The 26,310-nt window shown below is 52.5% G+C and carries 23 protein-coding genes; 7 read left to right on the plus strand and 16 right to left on the minus strand.

Annotated elements, in window-relative coordinates:
- Nucleotides 1–2 precede the first annotated feature (2 nt).
- From C7A19_RS02130 to C7A19_RS02145, 4 genes are all read left to right on the plus strand, one after another.
- A complete protein-coding gene (locus tag C7A19_RS02130; RefSeq protein WP_077600466.1) occupies nt 3–698 on the plus strand; it encodes an ABC transporter ATP-binding protein in 696 nt (231 codons plus the stop codon).
- Entirely contained in the window at nt 695–1,954 is a 1,260-nt protein-coding gene (locus tag C7A19_RS02135; protein ID WP_116644031.1) for an ABC transporter permease, read from the plus strand. Before C7A19_RS02130 ends, C7A19_RS02135 begins: the two co-directional genes overlap by 4 nt.
- Nucleotides 1,955–1,957: 3 nt before the next feature.
- Nucleotides 1,958–2,455, plus strand: coding sequence for a DUF3299 domain-containing protein (locus tag C7A19_RS02140; RefSeq protein WP_077486432.1), 498 nt, complete (start codon nt 1,958–1,960; stop codon nt 2,453–2,455).
- 238 nt (nt 2,456–2,693) lie between these two features.
- Nucleotides 2,694–3,596: a TIGR03899 family protein gene (locus tag C7A19_RS02145; RefSeq protein WP_077659302.1), complete on the plus strand. Its 903-nt coding sequence runs from the start codon at nt 2,694–2,696 to the stop codon at nt 3,594–3,596.
- Here the strand turns inward: C7A19_RS02145 and cysC are convergent.
- Genes cysC through cysG form a run of 5 tightly spaced genes read right to left on the minus strand, consistent with a single transcriptional unit; the run spans nt 3,593 to nt 9,782 of the window.
- Nucleotides 3,593–4,219 (minus strand): adenylyl-sulfate kinase, encoded by a 627-nt coding sequence (gene cysC, locus C7A19_RS02150; protein ID WP_116644032.1) that lies wholly within the window; start codon nt 4,217–4,219, stop codon nt 3,593–3,595. The two genes, C7A19_RS02145 and cysC, sit on opposite strands and share 4 nt — an antisense overlap.
- A gap of 34 nt (nt 4,220–4,253) precedes the next feature.
- Nucleotides 4,254–5,996, minus strand: coding sequence for an SLC13 family permease (locus tag C7A19_RS02155; protein ID WP_116644033.1), 1,743 nt, complete (start codon nt 5,994–5,996; stop codon nt 4,254–4,256).
- A 3-nt stretch (nt 5,997–5,999) separates the two neighbouring features.
- Nucleotides 6,000–7,424: a sulfate adenylyltransferase subunit CysN gene (gene cysN, locus C7A19_RS02160; protein ID WP_116644034.1), complete on the minus strand. Its 1,425-nt coding sequence runs from the start codon at nt 7,422–7,424 to the stop codon at nt 6,000–6,002.
- 9 nt (nt 7,425–7,433) lie between these two features.
- Nucleotides 7,434–8,342 carry a sulfate adenylyltransferase subunit CysD gene (gene cysD / locus C7A19_RS02165; RefSeq protein ID WP_046074308.1) on the minus strand — a complete coding sequence of 303 codons (909 nt, stop codon included), beginning with the start codon at nt 8,340–8,342 and terminating at the stop codon, nt 7,434–7,436.
- 12 nt (nt 8,343–8,354) lie between these two features.
- Nucleotides 8,355–9,782, minus strand: coding sequence for a siroheme synthase CysG (gene cysG / locus C7A19_RS02170; RefSeq protein WP_077458102.1), 1,428 nt, complete (start codon nt 9,780–9,782; stop codon nt 8,355–8,357).
- Between the two features lie 282 nt (nt 9,783–10,064).
- Between cysG and C7A19_RS02175 the strand changes: the two genes are divergently transcribed.
- Nucleotides 10,065–12,029 carry a bifunctional 2',3'-cyclic-nucleotide 2'-phosphodiesterase/3'-nucleotidase gene (locus C7A19_RS02175; protein WP_116644035.1) on the plus strand — a complete coding sequence of 655 codons (1,965 nt, stop codon included), beginning with the start codon at nt 10,065–10,067 and terminating at the stop codon, nt 12,027–12,029.
- Between the two features lie 79 nt (nt 12,030–12,108).
- Nucleotides 12,109–12,576: a GNAT family N-acetyltransferase gene (locus C7A19_RS02180; protein WP_116644036.1), complete on the plus strand. Its 468-nt coding sequence runs from the start codon at nt 12,109–12,111 to the stop codon at nt 12,574–12,576.
- A 52-nt stretch (nt 12,577–12,628) separates the two neighbouring features.
- Here the strand turns inward: C7A19_RS02180 and C7A19_RS02185 are convergent, their stop codons facing one another.
- Both C7A19_RS02185 and C7A19_RS02190 read right to left on the minus strand, forming a co-directional pair.
- Nucleotides 12,629–14,260, minus strand: a complete 1,632-nt coding sequence (locus tag C7A19_RS02185) for a methyl-accepting chemotaxis protein (protein WP_069361652.1) — start codon at nt 14,258–14,260, stop codon at nt 12,629–12,631.
- A gap of 406 nt (nt 14,261–14,666) precedes the next feature.
- Nucleotides 14,667–15,290 carry a LysM-like peptidoglycan-binding domain-containing protein gene (locus tag C7A19_RS02190; protein WP_162300229.1) on the minus strand — a complete coding sequence of 208 codons (624 nt, stop codon included), beginning with the start codon at nt 15,288–15,290 and terminating at the stop codon, nt 14,667–14,669.
- Nucleotides 15,291–15,415: 125 nt separating this feature from the next.
- Between C7A19_RS02190 and C7A19_RS02195 the strand changes: the two genes are divergently transcribed.
- Nucleotides 15,416–16,036 (plus strand): FKBP-type peptidyl-prolyl cis-trans isomerase, encoded by a 621-nt coding sequence (locus tag C7A19_RS02195; protein ID WP_069361650.1) that lies wholly within the window; start codon nt 15,416–15,418, stop codon nt 16,034–16,036.
- Between the two features lie 79 nt (nt 16,037–16,115).
- Here C7A19_RS02195 and alr read toward each other — a convergent pair whose 3' ends face one another.
- The 9 genes from alr to dusA all read right to left on the minus strand — a co-directional run bounded on the left by alr (nt 16,116) and on the right by dusA (nt 26,302).
- Nucleotides 16,116–17,351 carry an alanine racemase gene (gene alr, locus C7A19_RS02200; RefSeq protein WP_077600475.1) on the minus strand — a complete coding sequence of 412 codons (1,236 nt, stop codon included), beginning with the start codon at nt 17,349–17,351 and terminating at the stop codon, nt 16,116–16,118.
- A 227-nt stretch (nt 17,352–17,578) separates the two neighbouring features.
- Nucleotides 17,579–18,358, minus strand: coding sequence for a phosphoadenylyl-sulfate reductase (locus C7A19_RS02205; protein WP_069361648.1), 780 nt, complete (start codon nt 18,356–18,358; stop codon nt 17,579–17,581).
- Entirely contained in the window at nt 18,351–20,066 is a 1,716-nt protein-coding gene (gene cysI / locus C7A19_RS02210; RefSeq protein ID WP_069361647.1) for an assimilatory sulfite reductase (NADPH) hemoprotein subunit, read from the minus strand. Before cysI ends, C7A19_RS02205 begins: the two co-directional genes overlap by 8 nt.
- Nucleotides 20,066–21,874: an assimilatory sulfite reductase (NADPH) flavoprotein subunit gene (locus C7A19_RS02215; RefSeq protein ID WP_116644037.1), complete on the minus strand. Its 1,809-nt coding sequence runs from the start codon at nt 21,872–21,874 to the stop codon at nt 20,066–20,068. The genes cysI and C7A19_RS02215 overlap by 1 nt, the downstream gene beginning before the upstream one ends.
- A 140-nt stretch (nt 21,875–22,014) precedes the next feature.
- A complete protein-coding gene (locus C7A19_RS02220) occupies nt 22,015–22,242 on the minus strand; it encodes a thymidylate kinase (protein ID WP_069361645.1) in 228 nt (75 codons plus the stop codon).
- Nucleotides 22,243–22,365: 123 nt separating this feature from the next.
- Entirely contained in the window at nt 22,366–23,874 is a 1,509-nt protein-coding gene (locus C7A19_RS02225; RefSeq protein ID WP_069361644.1) for an aldehyde dehydrogenase family protein, read from the minus strand.
- 216 nt (nt 23,875–24,090) lie between these two features.
- Nucleotides 24,091–24,744: a TIGR04219 family outer membrane beta-barrel protein gene (locus C7A19_RS02230; protein ID WP_069361643.1), complete on the minus strand. Its 654-nt coding sequence runs from the start codon at nt 24,742–24,744 to the stop codon at nt 24,091–24,093.
- Nucleotides 24,745–24,905: 161 nt separating this feature from the next.
- Nucleotides 24,906–25,169: an envelope stress response protein PspG gene (gene pspG, locus C7A19_RS02235; RefSeq protein WP_069361642.1), complete on the minus strand. Its 264-nt coding sequence runs from the start codon at nt 25,167–25,169 to the stop codon at nt 24,906–24,908.
- 158 nt (nt 25,170–25,327) lie between these two features.
- Nucleotides 25,328–26,302: a tRNA dihydrouridine(20/20a) synthase DusA gene (gene dusA, locus C7A19_RS02240; protein ID WP_116644038.1), complete on the minus strand. Its 975-nt coding sequence runs from the start codon at nt 26,300–26,302 to the stop codon at nt 25,328–25,330.
- Between the last annotated feature and the right edge of the window lie 8 nt (nt 26,303–26,310).

The raw sequence follows: 26,310 nt of genomic DNA on the forward strand, positions 1-26,310 counted from the left end.
GCATGATTACCATCGAACAACTGCGTTTTACGTGGCCAGATCAGTCGCAACCGATCTTAGACATCGATAGCTTTGCGGTCGGTGAGGGCGAGCATGTATTTTTAAAAGGCCCCAGCGGCAGCGGGAAATCCACGCTACTGAGCCTGATTGCAGGTATTCATACCCCACAATCGGGTGTGTTGACAGTCAATCACCAAGCGCTGACAGAACTGAATGATCGCCAGCGGGATCAGTTTCGCGCCAACCATATTGGTTATATTTTTCAGCAATTTAACCTGCTACCGTACTTATCTGTGCTTGATAATGTCACTGTGCCGCTGCGCTTTTCTCACGCGCGACGTCAAGCACTTCACCACTCCCCGCACCAAGAAGCCGGCACCTTACTCGATCGATTAGGCTTACCGGCTAGCTGCTACCATCAGCCAGTCACTGCGCTGAGTATCGGCCAGCAACAGCGGGTCGCAGCGGCACGCGCATTAATTGGGGCACCAGCGTTAATCATCGCTGACGAGCCCACTTCTGCGCTCGACACGGACACGCGGAATACCTTTATTCGGTTGCTGCAAGACCGATGCCGAGAAGCCAACAGCAGCTTATTGTTTGTCAGCCATGACAGCCAATTAGCGCCCTTGTTTGACCGCGATGTCTCGCTTCCCGCGCTTAATCGCGCCATACATCGCGAGGAGGCCAACCTATGATTTCACTGTTAGGATTGGCGGGGCAAAGCTTGAAGAATCGCCGCGCCACCGCACTGCTTTCTTTACTGACCGTCACCATTGCCGTGGTGCTCTTGCTCGGGGTAGAGAAGGTGCGCACCCAAGCTAAAGCCAGCTTTGCCAATACCCTCTCCAATACCGATTTAATTGTCGGTGCCCGCTCCGGCCCCATTAATTTACTGCTCTACTCGGTGTTTCGTATTGGTAACGCCACCAACAATATCGGCTGGGACAGTTATCAGCGCCTTGGTGAGCACTCGGATGTAAATTGGACCATTCCCATTTCACTGGGGGACTCTCACCGCGGCTTTCGCGTAGTCGGCACCACCAATGATTACTTTGCCCATTATCAATATGGTCAAAAACAACCACTCGCCTTTCGCCAAGGCGGCCCATTTTCCGGCTTATTCGATACCGTGATTGGCGCCCAAGTGGCCAAAGAGTTGGGATACAAGATGGGCGATAGTCTGGTCATTGCCCATGGACTGGCCGACAAAGGCTTTAATCAGCATGACAACTTGCCCTTTACGGTCACTGGGATCTTGGCCCCCACTGGCACCCCCGTCGACCGTAGCGTGCATGTATCGCTCGAGGCCATCGAAGCGATTCATGTCGGCTGGGAAAGTGGCGCACGACTCGGCCAAGGCCTGACCCAAGCGCAAGCGCAACAGCGCGAGTTGCAACCGGAGCAACTGACCGCGGTGATGGTGGGCTTGAAAAGCAAAATCAAAACCTTCGCTGTCCAACGTTGGGTCAACACCTATCCACGCGAACCATTAACCGCGATTATGCCCGGCATTGCCTTGCACGAGCTGTGGGGCATGATGCGGGTTGGCGAACAAGCCCTGCTGGTGATCTCTGGCTTTGTCGCCGTCGCCGGGCTTTTGGGCATGCTCTCAAGCCTGCTCACCAGCTTGAACGAACGTCGACGAGAAATGGCGATCTTACGTGCAATGGGCGCGCGGCCTTTGCATATTATTTTGCTTTTGGTCAGTGAGGCGGTCGCGATTACTCTCGCGGGGATCGTCTTTGGCGTGCTCCTGCTTTATGGTGGACTCGCGCTGGCTCAGCCCTATATTCTCAGTGAATTTGGCTTGTTCTTGCCACTCGACTGGCCGTCTTCTTATGAGCTTTCACTGATGGCCGGTGTGTTGGTCGCTGGCTTTATCGTGGGCTTGCTCCCGGCTTGGCGCGCCTATCGACAGGCGCTCGCTGATGGCATGACAATTAAGGTATAACAGATGAAAAAACGGATAATGCTCGGACTTATCGCCTTGCTTAGCAGTCTTTTTGGCTCTCAGGCTTGGGCAAATAGCGAACCACTCACGCTGGATTGGATTGATTTGGTGCCTGAGCATGAACGTGCTCAATTTGATAGCCGCGGGATGCCGGAAATCAGCCACGACAGTGAGAATCCACAAAGCCTGGTCGGCTCTGTTCGCCCAGAGCTCAACAACAGCCAAGTCAAAATCCCTGGCTTCGTGATCCCACTGGAAGGCGACGATAAAGTGGTCACGGAATTCCTACTGGTGCCCTTTCTTGGCGCCTGTATTCATGTTCCACCCCCGCCACCCAATCAAATTGTTTATGTAAAGTTTGCCGGCGGCGCGCCGATTCAACAGTTATGGGATGTGGTCTATGTCGAAGGCACGCTGAAAACCGAACATGTGAGCCATGACTTGGCAGAGGTGGGTTATGTGCTACAAGGCACCGACTTAACGGACTACGACGACGGATAAGTCCCTATCAATCAGTGAGCCTGATCGGCGCACCCGATGTTGTCAGACAATATAATGAGACAAGATCGCCAGTGCGCCAATGTACACGGCAATCAGTAGCAGATTGATGGGGTTGAGCTTTTGCTTGCGCACACGCATCCCTATGCTTGATTGTTAACGCTCATAATGTTAACAAATTTAATCTTTAATTAACATATTTGCCAGCACTAAATTTGCTGACAATCAGTGTGAGAATCGCATGGCAGAGCAAGACAAACCCGAGGTCGTCGACGTCCACCCCGATAAACGACAACATCAGGATCACAAGAATAAAGAAGACGCAGATCTGCGTGGCAGTAAAGGGCGGCTAAAAGCCATTGCCAGTGAATATTATGTCGATGCGCGCCTGCAGGAGGTTGAGCAGGAAGATCTCGCCCATCGCAGTGCCACCCGCCAGCGTCATGTGATGCAAAAGCAGCAGGCTAACCTCGAAGCCATCATTGCTCTGACCTACGACCAGTGTCACAGCGAAACCGCTCAGACCCCGGACCCAGATTGGCTGGTTCGTTTTTTCGATTTAGCCCGCAATATTCACGGCCATGCAATGCAGCAGTTGTGGGCGAAGATTCTCAAACAAGAAATGCTCCGCCCCGGCAGCACCTCAATTAAAGCACTGACCATTCTCGAGACTATGACCCAGCGCGAAGCGCAAGCACTGCAACGCGCCTGTGCATTGTCCAGCACCTTTGGGCAAGACAGCACCAAAAAGCTAGTCACTGGTTTTCGCCGCCGTCAAGGCTTGGTGCAACTGCTACGCCCAGAGCCTCCTCATAAGCTTTCGCTGGGTCACTATCAACTGTCTTATACCGATTTAATGCTGTTGATGGACTTGGGGCTGATCCTGCGCACTGAGCTTGAATCTGGTGTGATTGAAATGCAGCCAGCGATGCCGTTTAAACTGCAAGACACCCAATACATGCTCACCCCGCTCCACAAAGGGATGCGTCTTTATTATTACCGCTTTAGCCCCACTGGCCATGAGCTAGCAAAACTGGTCGGTAAACGCGTGCATCCCGATTATCACCACGCCATTTGTGAATTACTCGCCGAAGGCTTTGAGATGCACAGCGATGTGGGTGATACGGTCAACACTCACGCTTAATCTGACGAGCGCAACACCCCGCGCTCACGCAGTACGTGAAGACAGGTCGCCACATGCTCGGCGACGCTGAGATCACCGCTTAAATGGATCGCCGGTGTTCGCGGTGGCTCATAGTCGGAAGATATGCCGGTAAACGCCGGGATCTCGCCGGCACGTGCCTTTTTGTACAGCCCTTTGGGGTCGCGCTGTTCACATACCGCCAGCGGCGTATCGACAAAGACTTCAATAAACTGCCCCTCAGACAAACGCTCGCGCACCCGCTCTCGCTCCGCGCGGAACGGTGAAATAAAGGCACTCAAGACAATCAGGCCAGCATCAGTCATCAACTTAGCCACCTCGCCAATTCGGCGAATGTTCTCGGCTCTGTCCTGATCGGAAAAACCCAGGTCGCGACATAAGCCATGGCGAATATTATCGCCATCCAGCAAATAGGTATGGTGCCCTTCGGCCACCAAGGCCGCCTCCAGCGCGCCGGCGATGGTCGATTTGCCCGAGCCAGACAAGCCGGTAAACCAAAGCACCACGGGTTGTTGCTGTTTTTGTTCACTGCGCTGGGCTTGGTCAACATGATGCTGATGCCAGATCACATTGGGATCGGTTGACGCAGATACAGTGTCAGTCATGAAAGTCTCCGCTATTTCGTTGGCCACGCCATGATTAAGGGGCGACCGCCGTTAAAGGAAAAACAATCGGTAACAGGGTGAGCACTACTGCGGAATACACCACAGATAATGGCAGCCCCAGACGCAAATAATCACGTAGCTGGTAATTGCCCACGCTGTATACCAATAAATTGGTTTGATACCCGTAAGGGGAAATAAAACTGGCACTGGCGCCAAACAGCACCGCCATCACAAAGGGCATAGGATCAACGCCATACCCTAGCGCCAAGCTATAGCCCAGCGGGAAAGCCAGTGCTGCTGCGGCATTGTTGGTGATAAGCTCGGTTAGCAACAAAGTCAGCAAGTACACGGCCACCAGCGCCCCTATCGCGCCCCCTGCGCTAAAGGTCGCCATAAACCAATCACTAAAGCGTGCCGACAGCCCTGACGCCAACATCAGTTGTGCCAATGTCAGCGCCGCGCCGACAATCACCACCACCTCAACGGGAAAGCGGCGTTGTAAGTCGTGCAAGGAAATAATGCCGGTGACCAGCAACACCACCAAATACGCGGCTAAGCCATTGAGCAGTGGCATCGGGGTGAGCAAGGCCCCGCCAATCACCGCGACAAATCCTGCCAGTACCGCAACGCTTTTCCGCTCGGAAAGACGGGTACTGGCTTCCAAACCATTAAAGAGCACGAATTCACGCCGCAGCGCTTGGCTGTCTTGGCGAAAGGTTTTGCCCGGCACCAACACCAGCGTATCGCCGGCATGCAAAGGAATGTTGCCCAGTCCCCCATCGAGTTTTTCATGGCCGCGACGAATGGCGACCACCACCGCATCAAAGGTCTCGCGAAACCGGGCGGCTTTGAGGGTTTTGCCACAAATGCTGGCGCTGTGGCTCACCACCACCTCAATCAAATTTTGCCCATCAATGTGATGCTGGCCGAACAAGGTCAAGCCTGGGATCTCTTGTAAGGTCGCAACACTTTCCACATCGCCGGCAAACTGCAACTTGTCACCAGCCAATAACGGCGTCTCCGGACACACGGGCGCAATGACGCCGTCTTGACGATGAATTTCGGCCAAGTACAAACGCCGTAGTGCTCGCAAGCCATTGTCTGCCACGCTTTGCCCACATAAGGGCGAGTCGGCGGCTAGCCGCGCTTCGAGCACATACGGCAAGCTCTCTTCTTGTTCACCATCCTGGCGTGGCAACCGGTAGCTGAACGGAATTAACACCAACAATCCTGCCACCAGTGCGGCGGCACCAATGACCGTTGGGGTGAAAAATCCCAAACTGGGTAATCCCGCCCGCTCAACAAAGCTGTTCACAATGAGGTTGGTGGACGTGCCAATCAGCGTCAGGGTGCCGCCGAGAATGGCGCTGTATGACAATGGGATCAAAAGCTGCGAGGGTGAGTGACGTCGGTTGCGCTTGATCGCGCCAATCATGGACACCACCACCGCAGTGTTATTGACCAGCGCCGACAGCAGCGCACTTGAGATGCCTAATTTAGCAATCACAGTGGGGAGTGCGCCGTGCGACGCCTGTCGCGCGACCCAGCTGGTCAGATGGGTTTTCTCTAGCGCACAAGAAACCAAAATCAGCAATACCAAGGTCAGCAGTGATGGCGCGGTAAAGTTCGCCGTCAGCGCTTCAACCGAGGTCAGCCCAGTTTGGAACGCCACAAACGCGGCCCCCGCAAACAAGAGCGCAGGCTTTAATCGAGTGAGCACCAAGCCGGCGACAATCGCCACCAGCAAGGTGAGTACCGTGGTTTCCTGCCAACTCATGGTCTATCCCAGTTGACGCAGATCCCGCGCTTGCCAATGCGGAAAGTGCTTGCGGATCAGCTGGTTTAACTCAAGCTCAAACGCTGAGAACGACGAGGTAGTTTGCGGCTGCGTCTCAGCCACATGACGGATCATCCCCGCGCCGACCGTCACATTGGTGAGGCGATCAATCAGGATAAAGCCACCGGTATTCGGGCTATCGTGATAGGTATCCAGCGGCACCGCTTCGCTCAGGGTCAAGGTGCAACGACCAATGCCATTGAGCGGCAAGGTGTCTGCGTCATGGGTGTTAAGCGTATTCACATCCACCCCATAGGACAGCGCCTCAACCTGTGCCGAGGTTTTCTTGCTGGCCAACTTAATCTCGTATTCGCGCCCCGGTGCCAGTGGGGTTTGTGTCATCCACACCACGTCGGCGTCAAACCGTTGACCCACCGCGACGTCATCATCCGCTCGCACCAAGAGATCGCCACGCGAAATATCAATTTCTTTATCCAGAGTGAGGGTAACCGCTTGACCACTAAAGGCAAATTCTCGGTCGCCGTCAAAGGTGACGATGCGCGCGACCTTCGCGGTAAGCCCAGAGGGGAGTACCTTAACCTCATCACCCACATGCAACTCGCCACTGGCAAGGGTGCCCGCGTAGCCGCGAAAGTTCAGATCCGGTCGATTGACATACTGCACCGGAAAACGGAACGCACCCGTTCCGCGCGATTTTTCAATGTCGATGGCTTCTAGCTGGCTGAGCAGCGGCTCGCCTTGATACCACGCCATCGCGTCACTGGCATTGACCACATTGTCGCCTTCCAGTGCCGACAAAGGCACCATAGACACTGACAAGCCGGGGTTGAGCTGATCGGCAAACGCCAAATATTGTTCTTGGATTTCATCAAACCGAGCTTGGCTATATTCCACCAAATCCATCTTGTTCACCGCTACCACAAAATGCTGAATACCCAGCAAGTTAGCGATGTATGAATGACGACGGGTCTGATCCAAGATGCCGTGACGCGCGTCGATTAAGATCACCGCCACATCACAGGTCGACGCACCGGTGGCCATATTACGGGTGTACTGCTCATGGCCGGGGGTATCGGCAATGATAAACTTGCGTTTAGAGGTGGAGAAATACCGGTACGCCACATCAATGGTGATCCCCTGCTCGCGCTCGGCTTGCAGGCCGTCTACCAGTAGCGCCAGATCCGGTTTCTCGCCCGTGGTGCCAACACGCTGGCTATCGGCATGGACGGCCGCAAGCTGATCTTCATAAATCTGCTGCGAGTCATGCAGCAAACGGCCTATCAAGGTCGATTTACCGTCATCGACCGAGCCACAGGTCAAAAAGCGCAATAAACTTTTGTGTTGGTGCTGTTGCAGATAACCCTCAATACCCAGATCGGCTACCTGTTGTTGAATTGCTGGATTCATGACTGCTCCTTAGAAATAACCCTGACGCTTCTTGCGCTCCATGGATCCGGACTGATCGTGGTCGATCGCCCGCCCTTGACGCTCACTCGAGGTGGCGACCAACATCTCTTCGATGATCTCTGGCAAGGTATTGGCGTGTGACTCGACTGCCCCGGTCAATGGGTAGCAGCCCAGGGTGCGAAAACGCACCGATTTATGGGTCACGGTTTCGTCGGGCCCAATCGGCATCCGCGCATCATCCACCATGTACAAGGTGCCATCGCGCTCTACCACTGGGCGCTCGGCCGCTAAATAAAGCGGAACAATGTCGATGTTTTCCAGATAGATATATTGCCAAATATCGAGCTCAGTCCAGTTAGAGAGCGGAAACACGCGAATACTCTCGCCTGGGTTCACTTGCCCGTTATAGTTGCGCCACAGCTCTGGCCGTTGGTTTTTCGGATCCCAGCGATGGTTCTTATCGCGGAACGAATAGACACGCTCTTTGGCGCGGGATTTTTCTTCGTCCCGACGCGCGCCGCCAAACGCCGCATCAAACTTATGCTGATCCAGCGCCTGCTTCAGCGCTTGGGTTTTCATGATATCGGTGTGCTTGTCGGAGCCGTGATCAAAAGGATTGATCCCCTGAGCCATCCCTTCTGGGTTTTTGTGCACGATCAGATCCAGCCCGAGCTCCTTGGCAGTACGATCGCGAAAGGCAATCATGTCGCGAAACTTCCAGTCGGTATCGACATGCAGCAGCGGAAACGGGATCTTTCCGGGGTAAAAAGCTTTGCGCGCCAAATGCAGCATCACTGACGAGTCTTTGCCAATCGAATACAGCATCACGGGGTTATCAAACTCCGCCGCGACTTCCCGCAGTATATGAATGCTCTCGGCTTCTAACTGCTGGAGGTGTGTGAGTGTTTTTGCATCCATCCTAACTATCCTTTAAGCGAAGTTAACCACAGCGGTGGGGGCTTGCGTGGGGTCGGCATCGCTTACCGCGCGCCCCTCGCCAAACCATGTCAGCTGACCGGCGAGTGCCGCCACTTCACCCACCACGATAAGCGCGGGCGACGCAGCTTGCTCCGCCAGCGACGGTAAGTTATTGAGTTGACCGGTAAACACTTTCTGCTCCGGACGCGTGCCGTTTTCAATCACCGCCACAGGCGTATCCGGCGATCGACCGTGAGCCATCAGTTGGCTTTGAATATGGGCCGATTTCATCAATCCCATATAAATCACCAAGGTCTGACGTGGGCGCGCTAACGTCGCCCACTCCAAGGTGTCTTGTTCTTTTTTCAAATGACCGGTAATAAACAGCGCGGTCTGGGCGTGATCGCGATGGGTGAGCGGAATACCGGCATAGGCCGTCGCCCCAGCAGCAGCGGTGATCCCGGGTACCACTTGAAAAGAAACACCAGCGTTGGCAAGCGTTTGTAATTCCTCACCACCGCGGCCAAACATGAAAGGATCGCCCCCTTTTAAGCGCACCACCCGTTTTCCGGCTTGAGCATGCTCGACCAACAGGCGATTGATGTCGTCTTGGCTCACACTGTGGTAGCTCGCCCGTTTACCCACACAAATCAGCTCTGCGTCTCGGCGGCACAGCTCCATAATCGGCTCAGCCACTAGGTAGTCATAAAGCACCACATCGGCTTGCTGCATCAATTGCAACGCGCGCAAGGTCAATAGCCCAGGATCTCCCGGACCGGCGCCAATCAAGGCCACTTCGCCTTGGGTGGTGATTTGTCCACTCAGCTGCTCCAGCGCCTGCTCGGCTTGCTGGTGTTTGCCTGCCGCGACTAAATCGGCAAACCGACCACTAAAGGCGGCCTCCCAGAATTTGCGCCGGCCGGTCAAAGTCGGAATGCGCGCTTTCAGTTTGTCGCGAAACGCACCCGCCATCGCTGCCATCTTGCCGATATGCTGGGGCACTAGGGTTTCAATCTTCTCACGGAGCATCCGCGCCAATACCGGCGCTTTGCCGCCCGATGAGATGGCAATAATAATGGGAGAGCGATCCACTAATGAGGGGACAATAAAGCTGCATTTGGGGGTGTCATCGACGACATTGACCAAGATATTGCGGCTATCAGCGGCAGTGGAGACCAGCTCGTTGACTAAAGCATTATCGGTCGCCGCAATCGCCAACATGTTTCCGTCCAGATGATCGGGACGAAACGCCTCGCGCAACACCGTCAGCTTTCCTTGCGCGTGTGCCTCCGCAAGTTCATGGTCGACGTCAGGGGCAACCACAGTGACCGCTGCGCCTACCTTGAGCAACATGCGCGTTTTGCGCCATGCCACTTCGCCGCCGCCAACGACGAGGCAAGGACGATGTTTAAGCTGAGCAAAGAGGGGAAGATAATCCATGATCGCGCATTCCCTTGATGACAATGCAGCCACTATATCGCCCCATATCTATTACTTGAAATTCTATAAATTCATTTTTTATTCTTTTTTGTGCTTAATAGAGTGAGCGCCACGATAACGGAAAGGATTAACGATGACTGAGATCGCAAAGCGTGCAAGATCCTTATGTTAGGCAGCAATCAAGACTGATAAGCCGATCAATCGCACAGCTTTTCAGGTATGAGAAACGGCATAATTCATCTGCCTGATAACTAACGCACACTTTTCACTGGAGACTCTGTTATGCGTTTACTGCCTTCTGCTGTTGCCACCGCGGTGGTTGCCGGCCTGTTTGCCGCCTCTGGTACGGCGTTTGCCGACACCATTAACCTGCGTGTGATTGAAACTACCGACATTCACACTAATGTGATGGATTACGACTACTACAAAAACAAACCGTCACAAAAAATCGGCTTGGTTCGCGCCGCCACCGTGGTCAAACAAGCCCGCGATGAAGCACAAAACGCGCTATTGGTGGATAACGGTGACCTTATTCAAGGCAGCCCAATGGGCGATTATATGGCCAGCAAAGGCATCAAGCCTGGCGAAGTACACCCAGTGTACAAAGCGATGAACTTGCTCAATTATGAAGTAGGTAACATCGGTAACCATGAGTTCAACTACGGCTTAGCGTTCTTAAAAGAGTCGATTAACGACGCCAACTTCCCGTATATCAACGCCAACGTATTTGATGCGGAAACTGGCGCACACTACTTTGACCCGTATTTAATTAAAGAATACCAACTCAAAGACGAAGACGGTGATGCCCACACCATCAAAGTCGGTTACATTGGCTTTGTCCCGCCACAGATCATGACTTGGGATAAAGCCAACCTTGAAGGTAAGGTCATCGCCAAAGACATTAAACAAACTGCTGAAAAACTCGTCCCAGAGATGAAAGCTAAGGGGGCAGACGTGGTGGTGGCTATCCCACACTCTGGTATCTCCCAAGCGCCGTATAAAGCAATGGCCGAAGATTCCGTGTATTACCTCACCGATGTCGATGGCATTGATGCCATTGCCTTTGGTCACTCACACGCCGTATTCCCAAGTGACGACTTTGCCAATATTCCTGGTGCCGATATTGAAAAAGGCACCATCAACGGTGTGGCCAGTGTAATGGCCGGCCGCTGGGGGAGCCACGTGGGGGTGATTGATCTCGCCCTCGAGCAAGTGGACGGCCAATGGCAAGTCACTGATAGCAACGCACATGCGCGGCCGATTTTTGACCGCGCCAACAATAAAGCATTGATTGAAGCCGATGAGGCGATGCTTGACGCGGTAGAGGCCGATCATAAAGCGACACAAGATTTTGTGAATCAACCGATCGGCAAAGCCAATGATGTGATGTACTCCTACTTAGCATTGCTCCAAGATGATCCGACCGTGCAGATTGTTAACCTTGCTCAGCAAGACTATGTCGAGCGCATGATCCAAGGCGATCCGGATTTGGCTGATCTTCCGGTTGTCTCTGCCGCTGCGCCCTTTAAGGCCGGTGGACGCAAGAACGATCCGACCAACTTTACCGAAGTAGAAGCCGGTCAGCTCACCTTCCGCAACGCCGCCGACTTGTATTTGTACCCCAATACCTTGGTGGCGCTGAAAGTCTCTGGCGCCGAACTCACCCAATGGCTGGAGTGTAGCGCCGGCCAGTTTAATCAAATCGAACCAAACGCAGCGCAGCCGCAATCGCTGATCAACTGGGACGGTTTCCGCACCTATAACTTTGATGTGATTGATGGGGTGGAATACCAAATTGATATCACCCAGCCCGCGCGTTACGACGGCGATTGTAATGAAGTGAACCCAGACGCATCACGGATCGTCAACCTCACCTATCAAGGCGAGCCGGTTGACCCCGAGCAAACCTTCTTGGTGGCGACAAATAACTACCGTGCCTACAGTGGTAAGTTCCCTGGCACCGGCAGCGATCATATTGCCTTTGCCGCGCCGGATGAAAACCGTACCGTGGTCGCTAACTACATCAGTCGCGTGAGTGAAGAGGAAGGTGAGGTGACCGTTAGCGCTGACAATAACTGGTCGATTGCCCCGATTAAGGGAGAGGCCGTGGTGCGCTTTGAAACCTCCCCGAGTGCGCAAGCGGCGCAGTTTATCGAGCAAAAAGGCCACTGGTCGATGACGCGAGAAGGGAAAGATGCGGTCGGATTTGCCGTTTATCATGTTGATTTAGGCCAACCTCGCCAGTAATTAACACAGAAAGATAAATAGCCTTTGAATACCGCAGCCTGTCTGCGGTATTTTTTATGTTCAATCAAGAGGAAATGACATGGAATGGCAACAGGCAACCTTTGATGCGCTGGATACCCGCACCTTATTCACACTGATGAAATTGCGTGTCGATGTGTTTGTGGTCGAGCAAGCCTGCGCCTATCCAGAGCTGGACACGCACGATACCGCGTCAGATACTGTGCATTTAATGGGCTGGCTAAACGGCGAGCTTGCCGCCTATGCCCGCATTCTCGCCCCTGGGGTAAGTTACTTAGGGAGCAGTATTGGTCGCGTGATTATTGCGCCCACTCATCGCAACGGGCAATGGGGTCATCAGCTGGTCCGCCAAGCCATTCAAGTATGCCAACAACAATGGCCCGAGCAGAATATCGAAATAGGCGCTCAAGCACACTTACAACGCTTTTACCAAAAACACGGTTTTGTCGCGTTTTCCGACGTTTACTTAGAAGATGGTATCCCCCATATCGATATGCGTTTAGCGGTCAGTGAGACGTCTGCCGTTTAAGCAAAAAATCCCGCTGAATCAGCGGGATTTTTTCATCTATTGGCGGTTCGACCTATTTAGTTAGACGGAAACGCTGCATAGTGCTTTGCAGTGATTGCGCCAATTGGCTCAGTTCGCTACAGGCTTGCGCGGTTTGATCGGCGCCACCCGCCACTTCTTGGGCTGAGTCATTGATGCGCTCGATATTGCGGCTTAGCTCATCCGCTACCGAGTCTTGCTCACCACAAGCACTGGCGATCTGCATGCCCATATCAGCAATATTTTCCACTGAGGTTTCAATCCCACGCACCAATTGCTGCGCCTGATCGCCCTGCTCCACACATTGCTCGATGCTCTCACAACTTTGGGTGGTAGCATTGCTAGCCTGAGTTGCAAACTGCTGCAGTTTCTCAATGATGGTGGTGATTTCACCGGTCGAGTCTTGCGTCCGGCCCGCCAGGGTGCGCACTTCATCCGCGACCACCGCAAAGCCACGACCAGACTCACCCGCACGCGCCGCCTCAATTGCCGCGTTCAAGGCCAACAAGTTGGTTTGCTCTGCGATATCACGAATCACATCCACCACCATGTTGATTTGTTTCGACTGCTGATCGAGCTCACTCACGGTATCGCCGGTTTGACGCATATCCTCGGCAACTTTACGAATCGAAGCTACCATACCGTCAATGTCTTGTGCGCCCATGCGAGACTGCTCACTCGCTTCATTGGCCGCGGTGGATGAGCTCTCGGTGTTCTGCGCCACATCCGCCACGGTGGCTTTCATTTGCGCCATCGCGGTCGCCACTTGCGACACTTCATGTTGCTGATTTTGCATCCCCGTCGAGGTTTGGCTCGATACCGCACTCACTTCTTCGACCGCACTGCTTAGCTGGGTTACCGCGGCAATTACTTCTTCGATTAAGCTGCGCAGGCTGTCTTGCATAGCGATACTGGAATCGGCCAATTTACCCATTTCATCATTGCCAATCTGGCTACGATCTAACTGGTAAGTCAGGTCGCCCTTGGCAATCGCAGACGATTGCTCCATCACCATACGTAGCGGATTAATGATCGCGCGGGTGAAGACCACCGCTACCACAATCATAAAGGCGATCACCGCAAGCAGTACCCCGATAATGGTCATGCTCACTGTCGACACTTGATTCAGCATGGAGGTGCGGTTTGAGGTAATAAAACCTTGGGTCAGCTCAGACATTTCTTTAAGCGATTTATCCAACTGGCCAAAGGTGCCAAACGAGTTAGATAGGATTTTTTGCGCCGCGGTCAGTTGTCCTGCTTCGACTCTGTCAGGAAAAGCACTGAGCTCTTGATTGTATTGGTCCCAGTGATTTTGAATACGAGTAAAAATAGCACGCTCGTTGTCATACCAAAGGCTTTCTTCATACGCATCAAGCGCGCGGCTGTAATCGCGCTTCATGACATCGATTTCGCCCAAGATTTCACGCCGTGTTGCTGGATCGTCAAAGGTGAGCACCGCATACTGATCTTGACGAATACGTATTATCTCTTCATTGAGTCGCTCGATCTCAAGCACTGCAGGGAGGGTATCGTCAGTAAAGTTCAGCATATTATCGCGCATGCCGCTGACTTGGGTAAAAATGTAAAACCCAAAGATCACCACAGCGATACCAATTAGGGAAAAAGCCGCCGTAAACTTTTTACCAATAGATAGATTTTTCAACATGGAAAAGCGAGTCCTCAACAAAATAGTGATTAGCGTGTTAATGCCTAGACATCCATGTTGAGGCGGGCTTGCGTGTCTGTCCTACACAGCGGCACGAATGCTAGCACAAAAAATAACCAAAGTGTGATGAGAGACTCATTATTTTTGCAAAAAGTCTGTCATACAATGATGGCTGATTGAGTAGACATTCTTGCCCTGAACAGCAACTTATCCCTTTTCCGCCCCAATGGTGTAGCGTATTCGGCCCTATTGACCGATTTATAAAAAGTAGATCAAAAATCGTCCGGCAGCGACTTTAATCACACACCGAGTAGAAAAAAGATAGAACACGACTTAGATAAAGCGAGGCTGAGTACCGAAAGCACCCTGTTACTGTGCTTTCGGTTGGATTCTTGACATCAAAAGACTAACGCTGGCGAGCAAACCCGCCATCAGACAAACGGAAATAGAGTACCGATTGCCCTTTCTCGGTTTCGATTTGCAGAATATCTAACGCACCACTCTGTGTACGTTTAAAGCGGATCCACTGCCCTGGCTGGATGCGACTAATCGGCTTTCCCTCACCTTCAATATTAGCAATCGCATACAGATCGGTTAACGCTAAATCGTAGCGACGAAAGACTTTGGCCAGCGTGTCACCGGGCTCAATTTGATGGCTCACCCAAGGGCTATTTTCTGTTTTTTCAGCTTGTTGAGTCGCAGGTTCAGCGGTTGACGCCGCGACGGACGAATCATCTTGCGACGCAGACGACGCATTCGTCCCCGTATTCAGGGCGACGGGTTGACGAGTTTGCGGCGAGGGGGCTTTGGGCGAGGGGCTGGGAAGCATAGCCAACACCAATACAATCGGGATCAGCACTATCAATAGGCGTCGATGTAACACAGGAAGACGTCGCCAAAGCTGTTTTAACGGCTCCAAACCAGGTAGACCATGGTTCAAGTGGGGCCGGTTTGTCCACTTCGCGTTAAGTTTCTCTCGCCATCCAGCACGCAGTTTGTTCCAGTGTGAACGCATTGCTGTTAACTTCATTGCCACTCCGCGCATGTTTTGTTGTTTTGTCCTCATCTTGGACGCCTTATTGGCACAAAAGTTTACCCACGAAACCATCACCTGTTATCCTTTCACACTTTATTGACGCAAAAAAGAGAGACGTTATGTCTGACGTACAACTGGAAACTGTCGAGCAGAAGGCGAGCTATGGCATCGGCCTACAAATGGGTCAACAGCTTGCCGGTAGCGGCCTAGAAGGCTTGCACGTTGATGCGATTGCAAAAGGCATCAGCACCGCGCTAGCTGGCCAAATGCCAGAGATTGAAATTGACGACATCAATAACGCATTGCGTGAGCTTCACACAAAAGCGGAAGAAGTTCGTCAAGAGGCTGCAAAAGCACAAGCGGCAGAAGGCGATGCCTTCTTGGCAGATAATGCCAAGCGTGAAGAAGTGACTGTGACAGAGTCAGGTTTGCAGTACGAGGTGCTGGTACAAGGTGACGGCGAGATCCCAACCAGCGATAAGCAGGTGCGTGTTCACTATCACGGTCAATTGGTTGATGGCAGCGTATTTGATAGCTCAGTCACGCGTGGCGAGCCGGTTGAGTTCCCTGTAACAGGTGTGATTAAAGGTTGGGTTGAAGCCCTGCAAATGATGCCGGTTGGCTCTAAGTGGAAGCTGTATGTACCACAAGATCTGGCCTACGGCGAGCGTGGCGCTGGCGCAGCCATTCCTCCGTTTGCCGCTCTTGTGTTTGAAGTTGAGCTACTCGACATCCTGTAATCGCTGACTGAATACAAGCGCCCAATCAGGAATGAGAAAAGCGATGCCTCGGCATCGCTTTTTGTCTTTTCATCTAGCGTTATTGCACGTACTCACGTGGGTTCACCGCGCCCCACCAGCTATAGATTTCTGGAAAAATCACATCCGCCTTGGTCTCATACTCCACTGCCCCAATGGTTTGCTCCCCTTGCTGACCGAATAGCACCACTTCGTCATTAGGGGCCACCTGATCAGCAATATCCGTAATATCAACCATAATAGTGTTCATTGATGCAACGCCAACAACAGGCACTCGGTGGCCCTGAATGAGCACATCGGCATCATTACCCATTTTACGTGGGAAACCATCCGAATAGCCGACCGGTAAATTAGCCAGAATAGAATCGCGCTCCAAGGTATAAGTGCTGTCATAACCGACCGTGCTACCAGCAGGCAAATGATGAACAGAGGCCACCTTGGTCTTAAAGCTCATGATGGGCGGAAACTCTCGGTTGGTAGGCTGATCGCCGTATAGCGCACCGCCAGGGCGAACCATATCAAAATGCCCCTCTGGCACGTTTAAGGTGACAAACGAGTTCGCGGCATGCAGCAAGACATCTTCACGTTTCAAGTCTGCCTGTTCAATCAACCATTCGCTGTTGGTTTTAAATTGTCCCAATTTGCTGCGAACATAATCCGCTTCGTAGTTAGGAAAATGCGTCATGATTCCCACCACGTCAAAGCGCGGGTCAGTGGCAATATCCAACGCGACTTGCTTACCCGCTTCCTCGTTCATCTCGATGCCATTACGACCCATTCCACCAGCATTAAACGCCATGTGAACCGGAATGGTCACATCATGTTTGTCGGCAAGTTGCCGCATTTGCTCGGCTTGCTCTGCTGAGCCAATCAGCTCTTGCATATTCAATGCTAATGCACTCTCCATTTCCTGTAAGGTCGCGGTGCGCACACGCATGATCTCGCCGGTAAAGCCACCTTCACGCAAGGTCCGTGCTTCTTCATTGCTGGCAATGCCAACACAGTCAATGCCACTGGCAATCACAGTGGGTAAAAGACCAGCAATCCCATTGCCATAGGCATCGGCTTTCATCACCACACAAATCTTGGTGCCTTCGCTGACTTTCTGCTGAACACGCTGAATATTGTCGCCAAAGGTGGAGGTGCTCACTTCTAGCCAGCCGTTGCCATGCCCCATGTAACGGTTGCCGGTATCCGGCGTTGACGGCGTAGGCGAGGAATAGTCGATGACGGCGGGCGCCCCAAGGGCAACGACACCGGCGACGGCAAGCGCCACTAAAGAGAATTTTTTGTTCATAAGCTTCACTGTTGGTCACATAAATGGAGCATCCGTGACGTGTTGAATAAAAGCTCGGCGCTTATATTTATGCCTCCTAGCTTTACCCGCTATATATAGCACAAAACACAGCACGGCTGACGAATCACTCAATAAAAAAGATAGACAAGTTCCGCGTATTTGAACAAAAAAACGCCACCCTAGGGTGACGTTTGAGAGAAGCGTTGTCGCCGACAAGACTCAACACGCTAGATGCCAGCGCCATCATTCAAGTCGTCTTCGTGCAATCCACATTCGCGTTTTAAGCCAAAAAAGCGCGTTTGTTCATCACGCATTCCTGGCTCCAAGCGCTGGGTAGTATGCACATCGCCCACTGATACATAGCCTTGATCACGCAAGGGGTGATAAGGCAAGTCGTGCTCGCGCAGATAGTCATCCACCGCTTGGTTCGACCAATCAATCACGGGCAAAAACTTAAACACCCCATGCTGAACACTGAGTATCGGCAAATTGGCGCGAGAGTCTGATTGACCCCGGCGCAATCCCGACAACCAGGTGCCGGCGTTTAGCTCTCGCAGCGCACGCTTCATTGGCTCAACTTTGTTGATTTGATTGTATTGGGTGATCCCCTCCACGCCTTGCTCCCACAGCTGGCCATAACGCGCTTCTTGCCAAGCAGGGCTGAGTGCGGCGCGATATACCCGTAAGTCTAAATCCAACCGTGTGGTGAGGGTATCGATAAACCGATAGGTTTCCGCAAACAAATAGCCGGTGTCGGTTAAAATCACCGGAATGTCCGATTTCACTTGGCTGACCAAATGCAGCATCAGCGCGGCTTGCACCCCAAAGCTCGACGACAGGACAAATTGCCCCTCAAGGTGCTCTAACGCCCAGGCGATACGCTCAGGTGCCGAGAGTGTTTCCAAGCTGGCATTGACCTCCGCCAATGCCAAGGCTTGCTGGCTTTTATTCATCGCGGCAATGTCAGCTAAGGCTAACGTCGCGTTGGGTTGAATGGTTTCAGGCATAAAAATCCCTCTTAGAGACATGCACGGGGGCAATCACCTCGCCACGGATCAAGAAATCACCAAAGTGCTCGCCCGGCTCGCGTTCTGTCGCCCAGCGACCAATCAGCTGATCCAACTCCTCGAGGATTTGGCGATCGGTGATATTCTCTTTATACATTTTCGGTATCCGGGTGCCTTCCCAGTTTCCGCCTAAGTGCAGGTTGTAACGCCCAGGCGCTTTACCTACCAAGCCGACCTCAGCCAGCATCGCGCGGCCACAGCCGTTCGGGCAACCGGTTACACGCAGTACAATCGGATCATCTTGTACTTGATGTTTTTGCTGAATTTTCTCCACTTCCGTGACAAAGTCGGGCAAGAAGCGTTCGGCTTCAGCCATCGCCAGTGGACAGGTTGGGAAGGACACACACGCCATCGAGTTAGTACGCTGAACACTGTGTTCGTCATCAATCAACCGATAGCGACGCGCTAACGCTTCAATCTCGTCTTTTTGCGCTTCCGGGATCCCAGCAATAATCAAATTCTGGTTGGCGGTCATACGAAAATCGCCTTGGTGGATCTTAGCGATCTCTGCCATGCCGGTTTTGAGAGGTTTTTCTGGCGTATCACGCAAACGGCCATTTTCGATAAACAGGGCAAGGTGGTATTTGCCGTCAATGCCTTTGGTCCAGCCTAAGCGATCGCCGCGTCCGGTAAAGGTATAAGGCCGGCTTGGTGCAAAGCTCACCCCTGCACGCTTTTCCACTTCCGCTTTGAACACATCCGCGCCCACGCGATCAAGGGTGTACTTGGTTTTCGCATTCTTGCGGTTCGAACGGTTCCCCCAATCACGCTGGGTGGTGACCACGGCCTCAGCAATCTGCAACGTATGCTCTAGCGGAATAAAGCCAAAGTCATCGGCACGACGCGGGTAGGTGTTGGTGTCACCATGGGTCATCGCCAGCCCGCCACCAACGAGGACGTTAAAGCCAATCAGTTGTCCGTTTTCCGCAATCGCGACAAAGTTAAGATCGTTGGCGTGCACATCCACATCGTTTTGTGGCGGGATCACCACCGTGGTTTTGAACTTACGTGGCAGATAGCGCTCACCCAAAATCGGCTCTTTGTCTTGGCTACCTTCGACTTTTTCACCATCAAGCCAAATCTCTGCGTAAGCGCGGGTTTTAGGCAGCAAGTGCTCGCTGATGCGCTTTGCCCAATCATAGGCTTGCTGATGAAGCTCTGACTCCACCGGGTTAGAGGTGCACAACACGTTGCGGTTCACATCGCCGGCGGTGGCAATCGAGTCAATGCCATATTCATTCAAGGTCTGGTGCATAAGCTTGATGTTCGGCTTAAGGACACCATGAAACTGAAAGGTTTGTCGGGTAGTCAGGCGAATACTGCCATAGAGCGAGCTTTCACGGGCAAACTTGTCAATCGCTAGCCATTGCTGGGGCGTAATAATCCCGCCCGGCATCCGCGCTCGCAACATCACATTATGCAGCGGCTCCAGTTTTTGCTTTTGCCGCTCAGCGCGAATATCGCGATCGTCTTGCTGATACATGCCGTGAAAACGGATCAGCTGGAAGTTATCATCGGTAAACCCCCCCGTGATCGGATCCTGTAAGTCTTGATCAATGGTGCCACGCAAGTAATCACTTTGCTCTTTCAAACGCTCATTATCGGCCAGTGGGCCCAGTGTATCGCCCGCAAATTTCTGTTCACTCATTAGTACACATCCCTTTGATAGCGCTTATCTTTGCGCAATTCATTAATAAAGGTTTCCGCTTGCTCACGGCTTTGTTGACCCTGTGTCTGGGCAATCTCAATTAAGGCTTCATGGACATCTTTCGCCATTTGGTTGGCATCACCACACACATAGATGTAAGCGCCATTTGATAGCCATTGCCATACCGCCTCAGCACGCGCAAGCAATCGCTGCTGGACATACACTTTCTCAGCCTGATCGCGGCTAAAGGCCACATCCATCCGCGTGAGTAGGCCAGATTTAAGGTATTGCTGCCATTCAACCTGATAGAGGAAATCGTCAGTAAAGGTGCGATCGCCAAAGAACAACCAGTTATCGCCTTTCGCCTCGCGTTGCTCTCGCTCTTGCAAGAAGGCGCGGAACGGCGCGATACCGGTACCTGGACCAATCATAATGATGGGGGTGTCATCACTGGTTGGCAGTTTGAAGTTATCGTTGTGCTCAACAAACACCTTAACCGTCTCGGCCGCTTCAGCGCGGTGGGCAAGAAAGCTCGAGGCGCCGCCTTGGCGTGATTCTCCGCTCTCATGCTGATAATCCACCAGCCCGACGGTAAGGTGCACTTCGTCCTCCACTTCCGCTTGGCTAGAGGCGATTGAGTACAAACGCGGAGTCAGTCGGCGCAATATCGATTGAAACTGCTCGACATTCAGGTTGACGTCCGCCAGTGCCAGCACATCAATCAGCTGAGTGCGATTCGCGAACTCGCGCAAGGCGGCTTTGTCTTCGGTCAATGCGGTGAGTGTGTCGCTTTCCGATAACGCCGCCAACGCTGTGATCTGCTGCGGGTTAGAAGCGGTGATCTCATAGTGGGCAATTAACGCGTCTCGCAACGAGAGGCTGTCACCACCGATATCGACGGTTTCATCGCCACGCAGGCCCACCTTGGCGACGATGCTGTCCACCAGTTCGGGATCATTTTGATACCATACGCCCAACGCATCACCCGGTTGATATTCAATGCCGGATTCATCGAGATCGAGTTCAATATGGTAAACCGCTTTATCTGAGCCTCGTCCGGTAATGCGCTGGCAGGTGAGTAGCTCGGCCGTGTATGGGGATTGTTTGGTGTATTTTGCCTGCGCGGTAGCTTGATGGAGAGGCACCACCTGCGCATCGCCACTGGCCTGAAACTGCTGCTTCACCTCGGCTAAGGTTTGCTCTCGCCAAGCACTGGCAGTGGCTTCATAATCCACATCGCAATCAAGACGCGCGACCATCGGCTTGGCGCCAAGCTTTTGCAAGAAGGCATCAAAGTCTTTCCCCGTCTGGCAGAAGTACTCATAGCTCGAATCCCCCAAGCTCAACACCGCATAATGCAGGTGATCAAGTTTGGGCGCTTTCTTGGATTGCAAAAATTCATGCAGCTCAATGGCGTTATCCGGCGGCTCGCCTTCTCCATTGGTAGAGGCGACGATCACAACATGGGTTTCTTTGCCCAGTTGCTTACCTTTGTAGTTATCTGCCGCCACCAATTTGGCTGGGATCCCAGCCGCTTCCGCTTCCTGATGCAGCGCCTCCGCTACGCCTTTAGCGTTGCCGGTTTGTGACGCATACAAAATGGTCAGAGTCTGGTTAGGGGCAGAACTGGCTTGTGGCATAGCATTGGGTGCCGCCGCTTCACCAGCAGGTGTTTGGCTTAACCCCCAAAAATAACCACTAATCCAGGCCAGTTGCTGCGGTGACAACTCCGCCACGGCTTGTTGCAACTGGCCTATTTGCTGATCATTAAGCGGGCTGGTTAACCCGGAGAGATCCTTGAGTAACATGGTGACGACATTCCTTGCTAACATTGCGTGAATGCTAGCGTACCCTCACCAATTAATAACAATAAAGAATAGATACGAATGTTTTATAACGTTTTGTAAGGTAGGTACGTAATCGCGTGTCATTGAGCGGGAAAATAATGTTAGTCAGCAATACGTACTTGCTGAAAACCAATCTCAAGCGCGTTCAAGGTCGCTTGGTCAATATCGGTAAAGCATTGTTCAATCCCTTCAGCATTGGTAAGCGCCATTAAACCGCCACTGGTGTGTCGACACTCAACCACCCACCCTTCGCTATCTAACGAAGGCTCAACGACCGCTTCAATCAAAAGCTGTTGACGGTATAAAGCACGGAGCTGTTCGGCTGTCATGATGCTTTGCCCACTCAATTGGATCACCTATTGAGTTTAGTCTCAGATAAGCAAAGCTGCCATGCGGGAAGCTTGATGCGCAGAGGCGATGTTATCACCGCCTCTGCTTTGAGGGGTTCTCTATTAAAAGAAGCCCAATGGATCAATGTCGTAGCTAACGAGTAAGTTCTTCGTTTGTTGATAGTGACCCAGCATCATTTTGTGTGTCTCTCGTCCAATACCGGATTTTTTGTAGCCACCAAAGGCGGCATGGGCCGGATAAAGGTGATAGCAGTTGGTCCAGACCCGCCCTGCTTCAATCGCACGTCCTACACGATAAGCGCGGTTCATATCACGTGTCCAAAGCCCTGCGCCCAACCCGTACTCGGTGTGGTTGGCAATCGCTAACGCTTCCGCCTCGTCTTTAAAGGTGGTCACTCCAATCACCGGCCCAAAAATCTCTTCTTGGAACACACGCATGTCATTGTGCCCTTGCAGTAAGGTCGGCTGCACGTAATAGCCGCCGCCCAAATCCTGATGGCTACCGCCAATTAAGACCTTCGCGCCTTCTTCTTGACCGACCTTCAAATAGCTCATGATCTTATCGAACTGCTCATCGGACGCTTGCGCGCCCACTTGGGTCTCGGTATCGAGCGGGTTACCTTGTTTTATCGTCCCTGCACGCTCTATCACGCGTGCGATAAAGTCGTCGTAGATGCTTTCCTGGATCAGCGCGCGCGACGGACAGGTGCATACTTCGCCTTGGTTGAAAAAGCCAAGCAACAGGCCTTCTACCGCTTTATTGATATAGGCTTCTTCTTGCTGCATCACGTCTTCAAAATAGATGTTGGGCGATTTTCCACCCAGCTCCACGGTTGAAGGAATGAGGTTTTCCGCCGCGCAACGTAGAATGTGATGACCGACTGGCGTAGAGCCTGTGAACGCCAGTTTGGCAATCCGGGGCGATGTGGCAAGTGCTTGTCCGGCTTCGGCGCCATAACCATTGACCACGTTAACCACACCCGCTGGCAATAGATCACCAATCAATTCCATCAGCAGCAAGATGGTAGTTGGGGTTTGCTCCGCCGGCTTTAGCACCACGCAGTTCCCAGCCGCCAAGGCCGGCGCAAGCTTCCATGACGCCATCAGCAAGGGGAAATTCCACGGAATGATTTGTCCTACCACCCCCAATGGCTCGTAAATATGATACGCCACTGTGCCCGCATCCAACTCCGCCGCGGTGCCCTCTTGAGCACGAATACAGCCGGCAAAGTAGCGGAAGTGGTCGGCGCAAAGCGGAATATCGGCCGCCAGAGTTTCACGCACCGCTTTACCGTTTTCCCAGGTTTCCGCCACCGCGAGCATTTCGAGGTTCGCTTCAATCCGATCAGCAATTTTTAACAGAATATTGGCGCGATCAGTGACAGAGGTTTTGCCCCATGCGTCTTTGGCGCCATGAGCCGCATCCAGTGCCAGATCGACATCATCGCTACTTGAGCGCGGCACTTCAGCAAGGGTTTCGCCAGTGCACGGTGACGTATTGGCAAAATACTGGCCTTTCACCGGCGGCACCCAATCACCTCCAATAAAGTTTTGATAACGCGACTTAAAACTCACCACTGACCCATCTGTTCCTGGTTTTGCGTAAATCATACTCTTTCCTTATTCCATGTTTGAGTTGATGGCGGAGCACGTACTGCTCTCTCCTTGCCGTTATTACTCAAAAAGCGTGGCAGAGTTTTTTATCGCTGGGTATTAGGCGAAAGTCGCAGTGAGACATGGGCGACAGATGCGAATAGGAGGAATCTTCAGGTATAAAAAAACCGCGCCTATGCGCGGTTTTTACTCGTTGCCTTGACGTTCAACCGATTAAAAGTCGAGCTCTGCACCAACAAAGAAGCCAGTCAGATCAAGCTCACCTTTGTTATTGTCAAAATAATCGAAATCGTGATCAATCATCCGATACCCGCCTCGTACGTTCAAATCAGCGGCCACTAAACCTAACTGATATTGCAAGCCCGCTTCGGCATCCAAGGTGCTGGTACCATCAAACTCGCCTTTGCTCACGGTGGCAAATACAAATAAAGGCGTGCCGACTAGACCTACACGTGCATCGGCATAAATGTTCGGTTGCCACTCGTCAAAGCTTTGTCCTTGAAACTTGCCAGATTGGAAACGCTGCATATTAATGCCCGCATCCACCGATACGAGATCGTTATCGAGAAACTCGTAGTAGGCAACAAAATCGATTTGGTCAAAATCAACTTTTCCCGTATCTGCTCCATCAACACTCACCGACGTTTGACGGATTTTTGCATTGGGGATCAGCGGAAGTGGGTGCTCAATTGCCGCATAGTAAGAGCCAGCCGTGCTCGCATCATCGGCTTCTACATTATTGACGTCAGCATCCATAAACCAAGCATCAGCGCCGACTTTTCCCCCGGCAAGGGTGGCTGCTTGAGACGGCATGGCCAGTAGCGCGGTAAACGCTGCGGCGGCAAGCGTCATTGAAGTGGTTTTCATGAAACTCTCCACATTGTCGATTAAAAAAGGTCGTCACGCGGAGGCGGCAAAGCCATGCCTTGTCGCCGATTGCTTAGAATAATAGCAAGCTTTGTGCCGAGGTGAAGAGAAAAAACCGCAACAGCATGCGTTTGCTGTGTCAACGCGCAAATTTTGTGCGCTTAGCGGCGACGGAATCGTGCCCAGCGCTTTTCATTGATAATCACTTCAGGCTCACCTTTGCGGCCGCGACGCTGGCGTTTAACCAGCCAAACGACCAAAGCGATCACCAAAAGCCATGGTAGTAGCTTAAGCAGGGTCCCTATCATCCCGGCCAACATCATCACAGCAAAGCCTGCCAGCATGGCCAGCACCATGCCCATGATGCTCACGCCTGTCATGAACAATACAACAGCAAAGCCAATCAGAAAGAGTATTTCGATCATTGCGATCTCCTTGTCTTGATAGCGAGACAGACTTTGCAGGTTTTAGGCCAATTTGTCACTCGATAATTGATCATTAATTCAATAGATTACAGAAATGCCTTCAAGATGAAATGAAGGTGCGGTTAGATTGAAACCAACAAGTGGTGATTTTCACCGGATCAGGCGTCAAGCCATTGTTCAGGGATATGGCCCATTGCAGTGGTCAGTACCTCAATCCCAGCGCCCGGCTTGTGCGCATTCTCGCTGATATAACGGCGCCACTGCCGCGCGCCTGGCATATTTTGAAACAGACCTAACATATGGCGGCTGATATGATTGAGTTGCGCCCCGTGAGTAAGCTGCTGCTCGATGTATGGGAACATCGCCTCGACGGCTTGGCGACGTGTAATGCGAGGGGTTGTCTTACCAAATAAACGCTGATCGACCTCGGCCAACATAAACGGGCTCTGATAGGCTTGGCGGCCAACCATCACACCATCAAGATGCGCAAGGTGCTGCTCCGCCTCCTCAAGGCTTTTCACCCCGCCATTGATGGCAAGCGTCAGGTGCGGAAAATCTTTTTTCAGCTGGTACACACGCGGGTAATCCAGCGGCGGGATCTCCCGATTTTCTTTAGGGCTCAGACCTTTCAACCACGCCTTACGTGCATGCACGGTAAACATATCGCAGCCACTCTTTTCACTGACGATACCCACAAAGTCAGTCAAAAATTCATAGCTGTCTTGTTCATCAATACCAATGCGAGTTTTCACCGTAATAGGCACATCGGTTACTTCACGCATCGCGGCCACGCACTGCGCCACCAGCTCAGGTTCAGCCATTAAGCACGCCCCAAATCGCCCGTTTTGCACCCGATCCGATGGGCAACCTACGTTGAGGTTAATTTCATCATAACCACGCTCGGCCGCCAGCTTAGCGCATGTTGCCAAATCCGCCGGATCCGATCCCCCCAGTTGCAACGCCACCGGATGCTCCTGCTCGTTGTAAGCAAGGTAATCCGCTTTACCATGAATGATCGCGCCTGTGGTGACCATTTCAGTAAACAGCAAAGTGCGCCCAGACAATAAACGATGGAAGTAACGGCAGTGACGATCCGTCCAATCGAGCATGGGCGCAACAGAGAAACGCTGCATCACCGTTT

Origin of the sequence: Salinivibrio sp. HTSP, from assembly GCF_003390965.1 — a bacterium.
In the GTDB taxonomy this organism is placed as follows: Bacteria; Pseudomonadota; Gammaproteobacteria; order Enterobacterales; family Vibrionaceae; genus Salinivibrio; species Salinivibrio kushneri.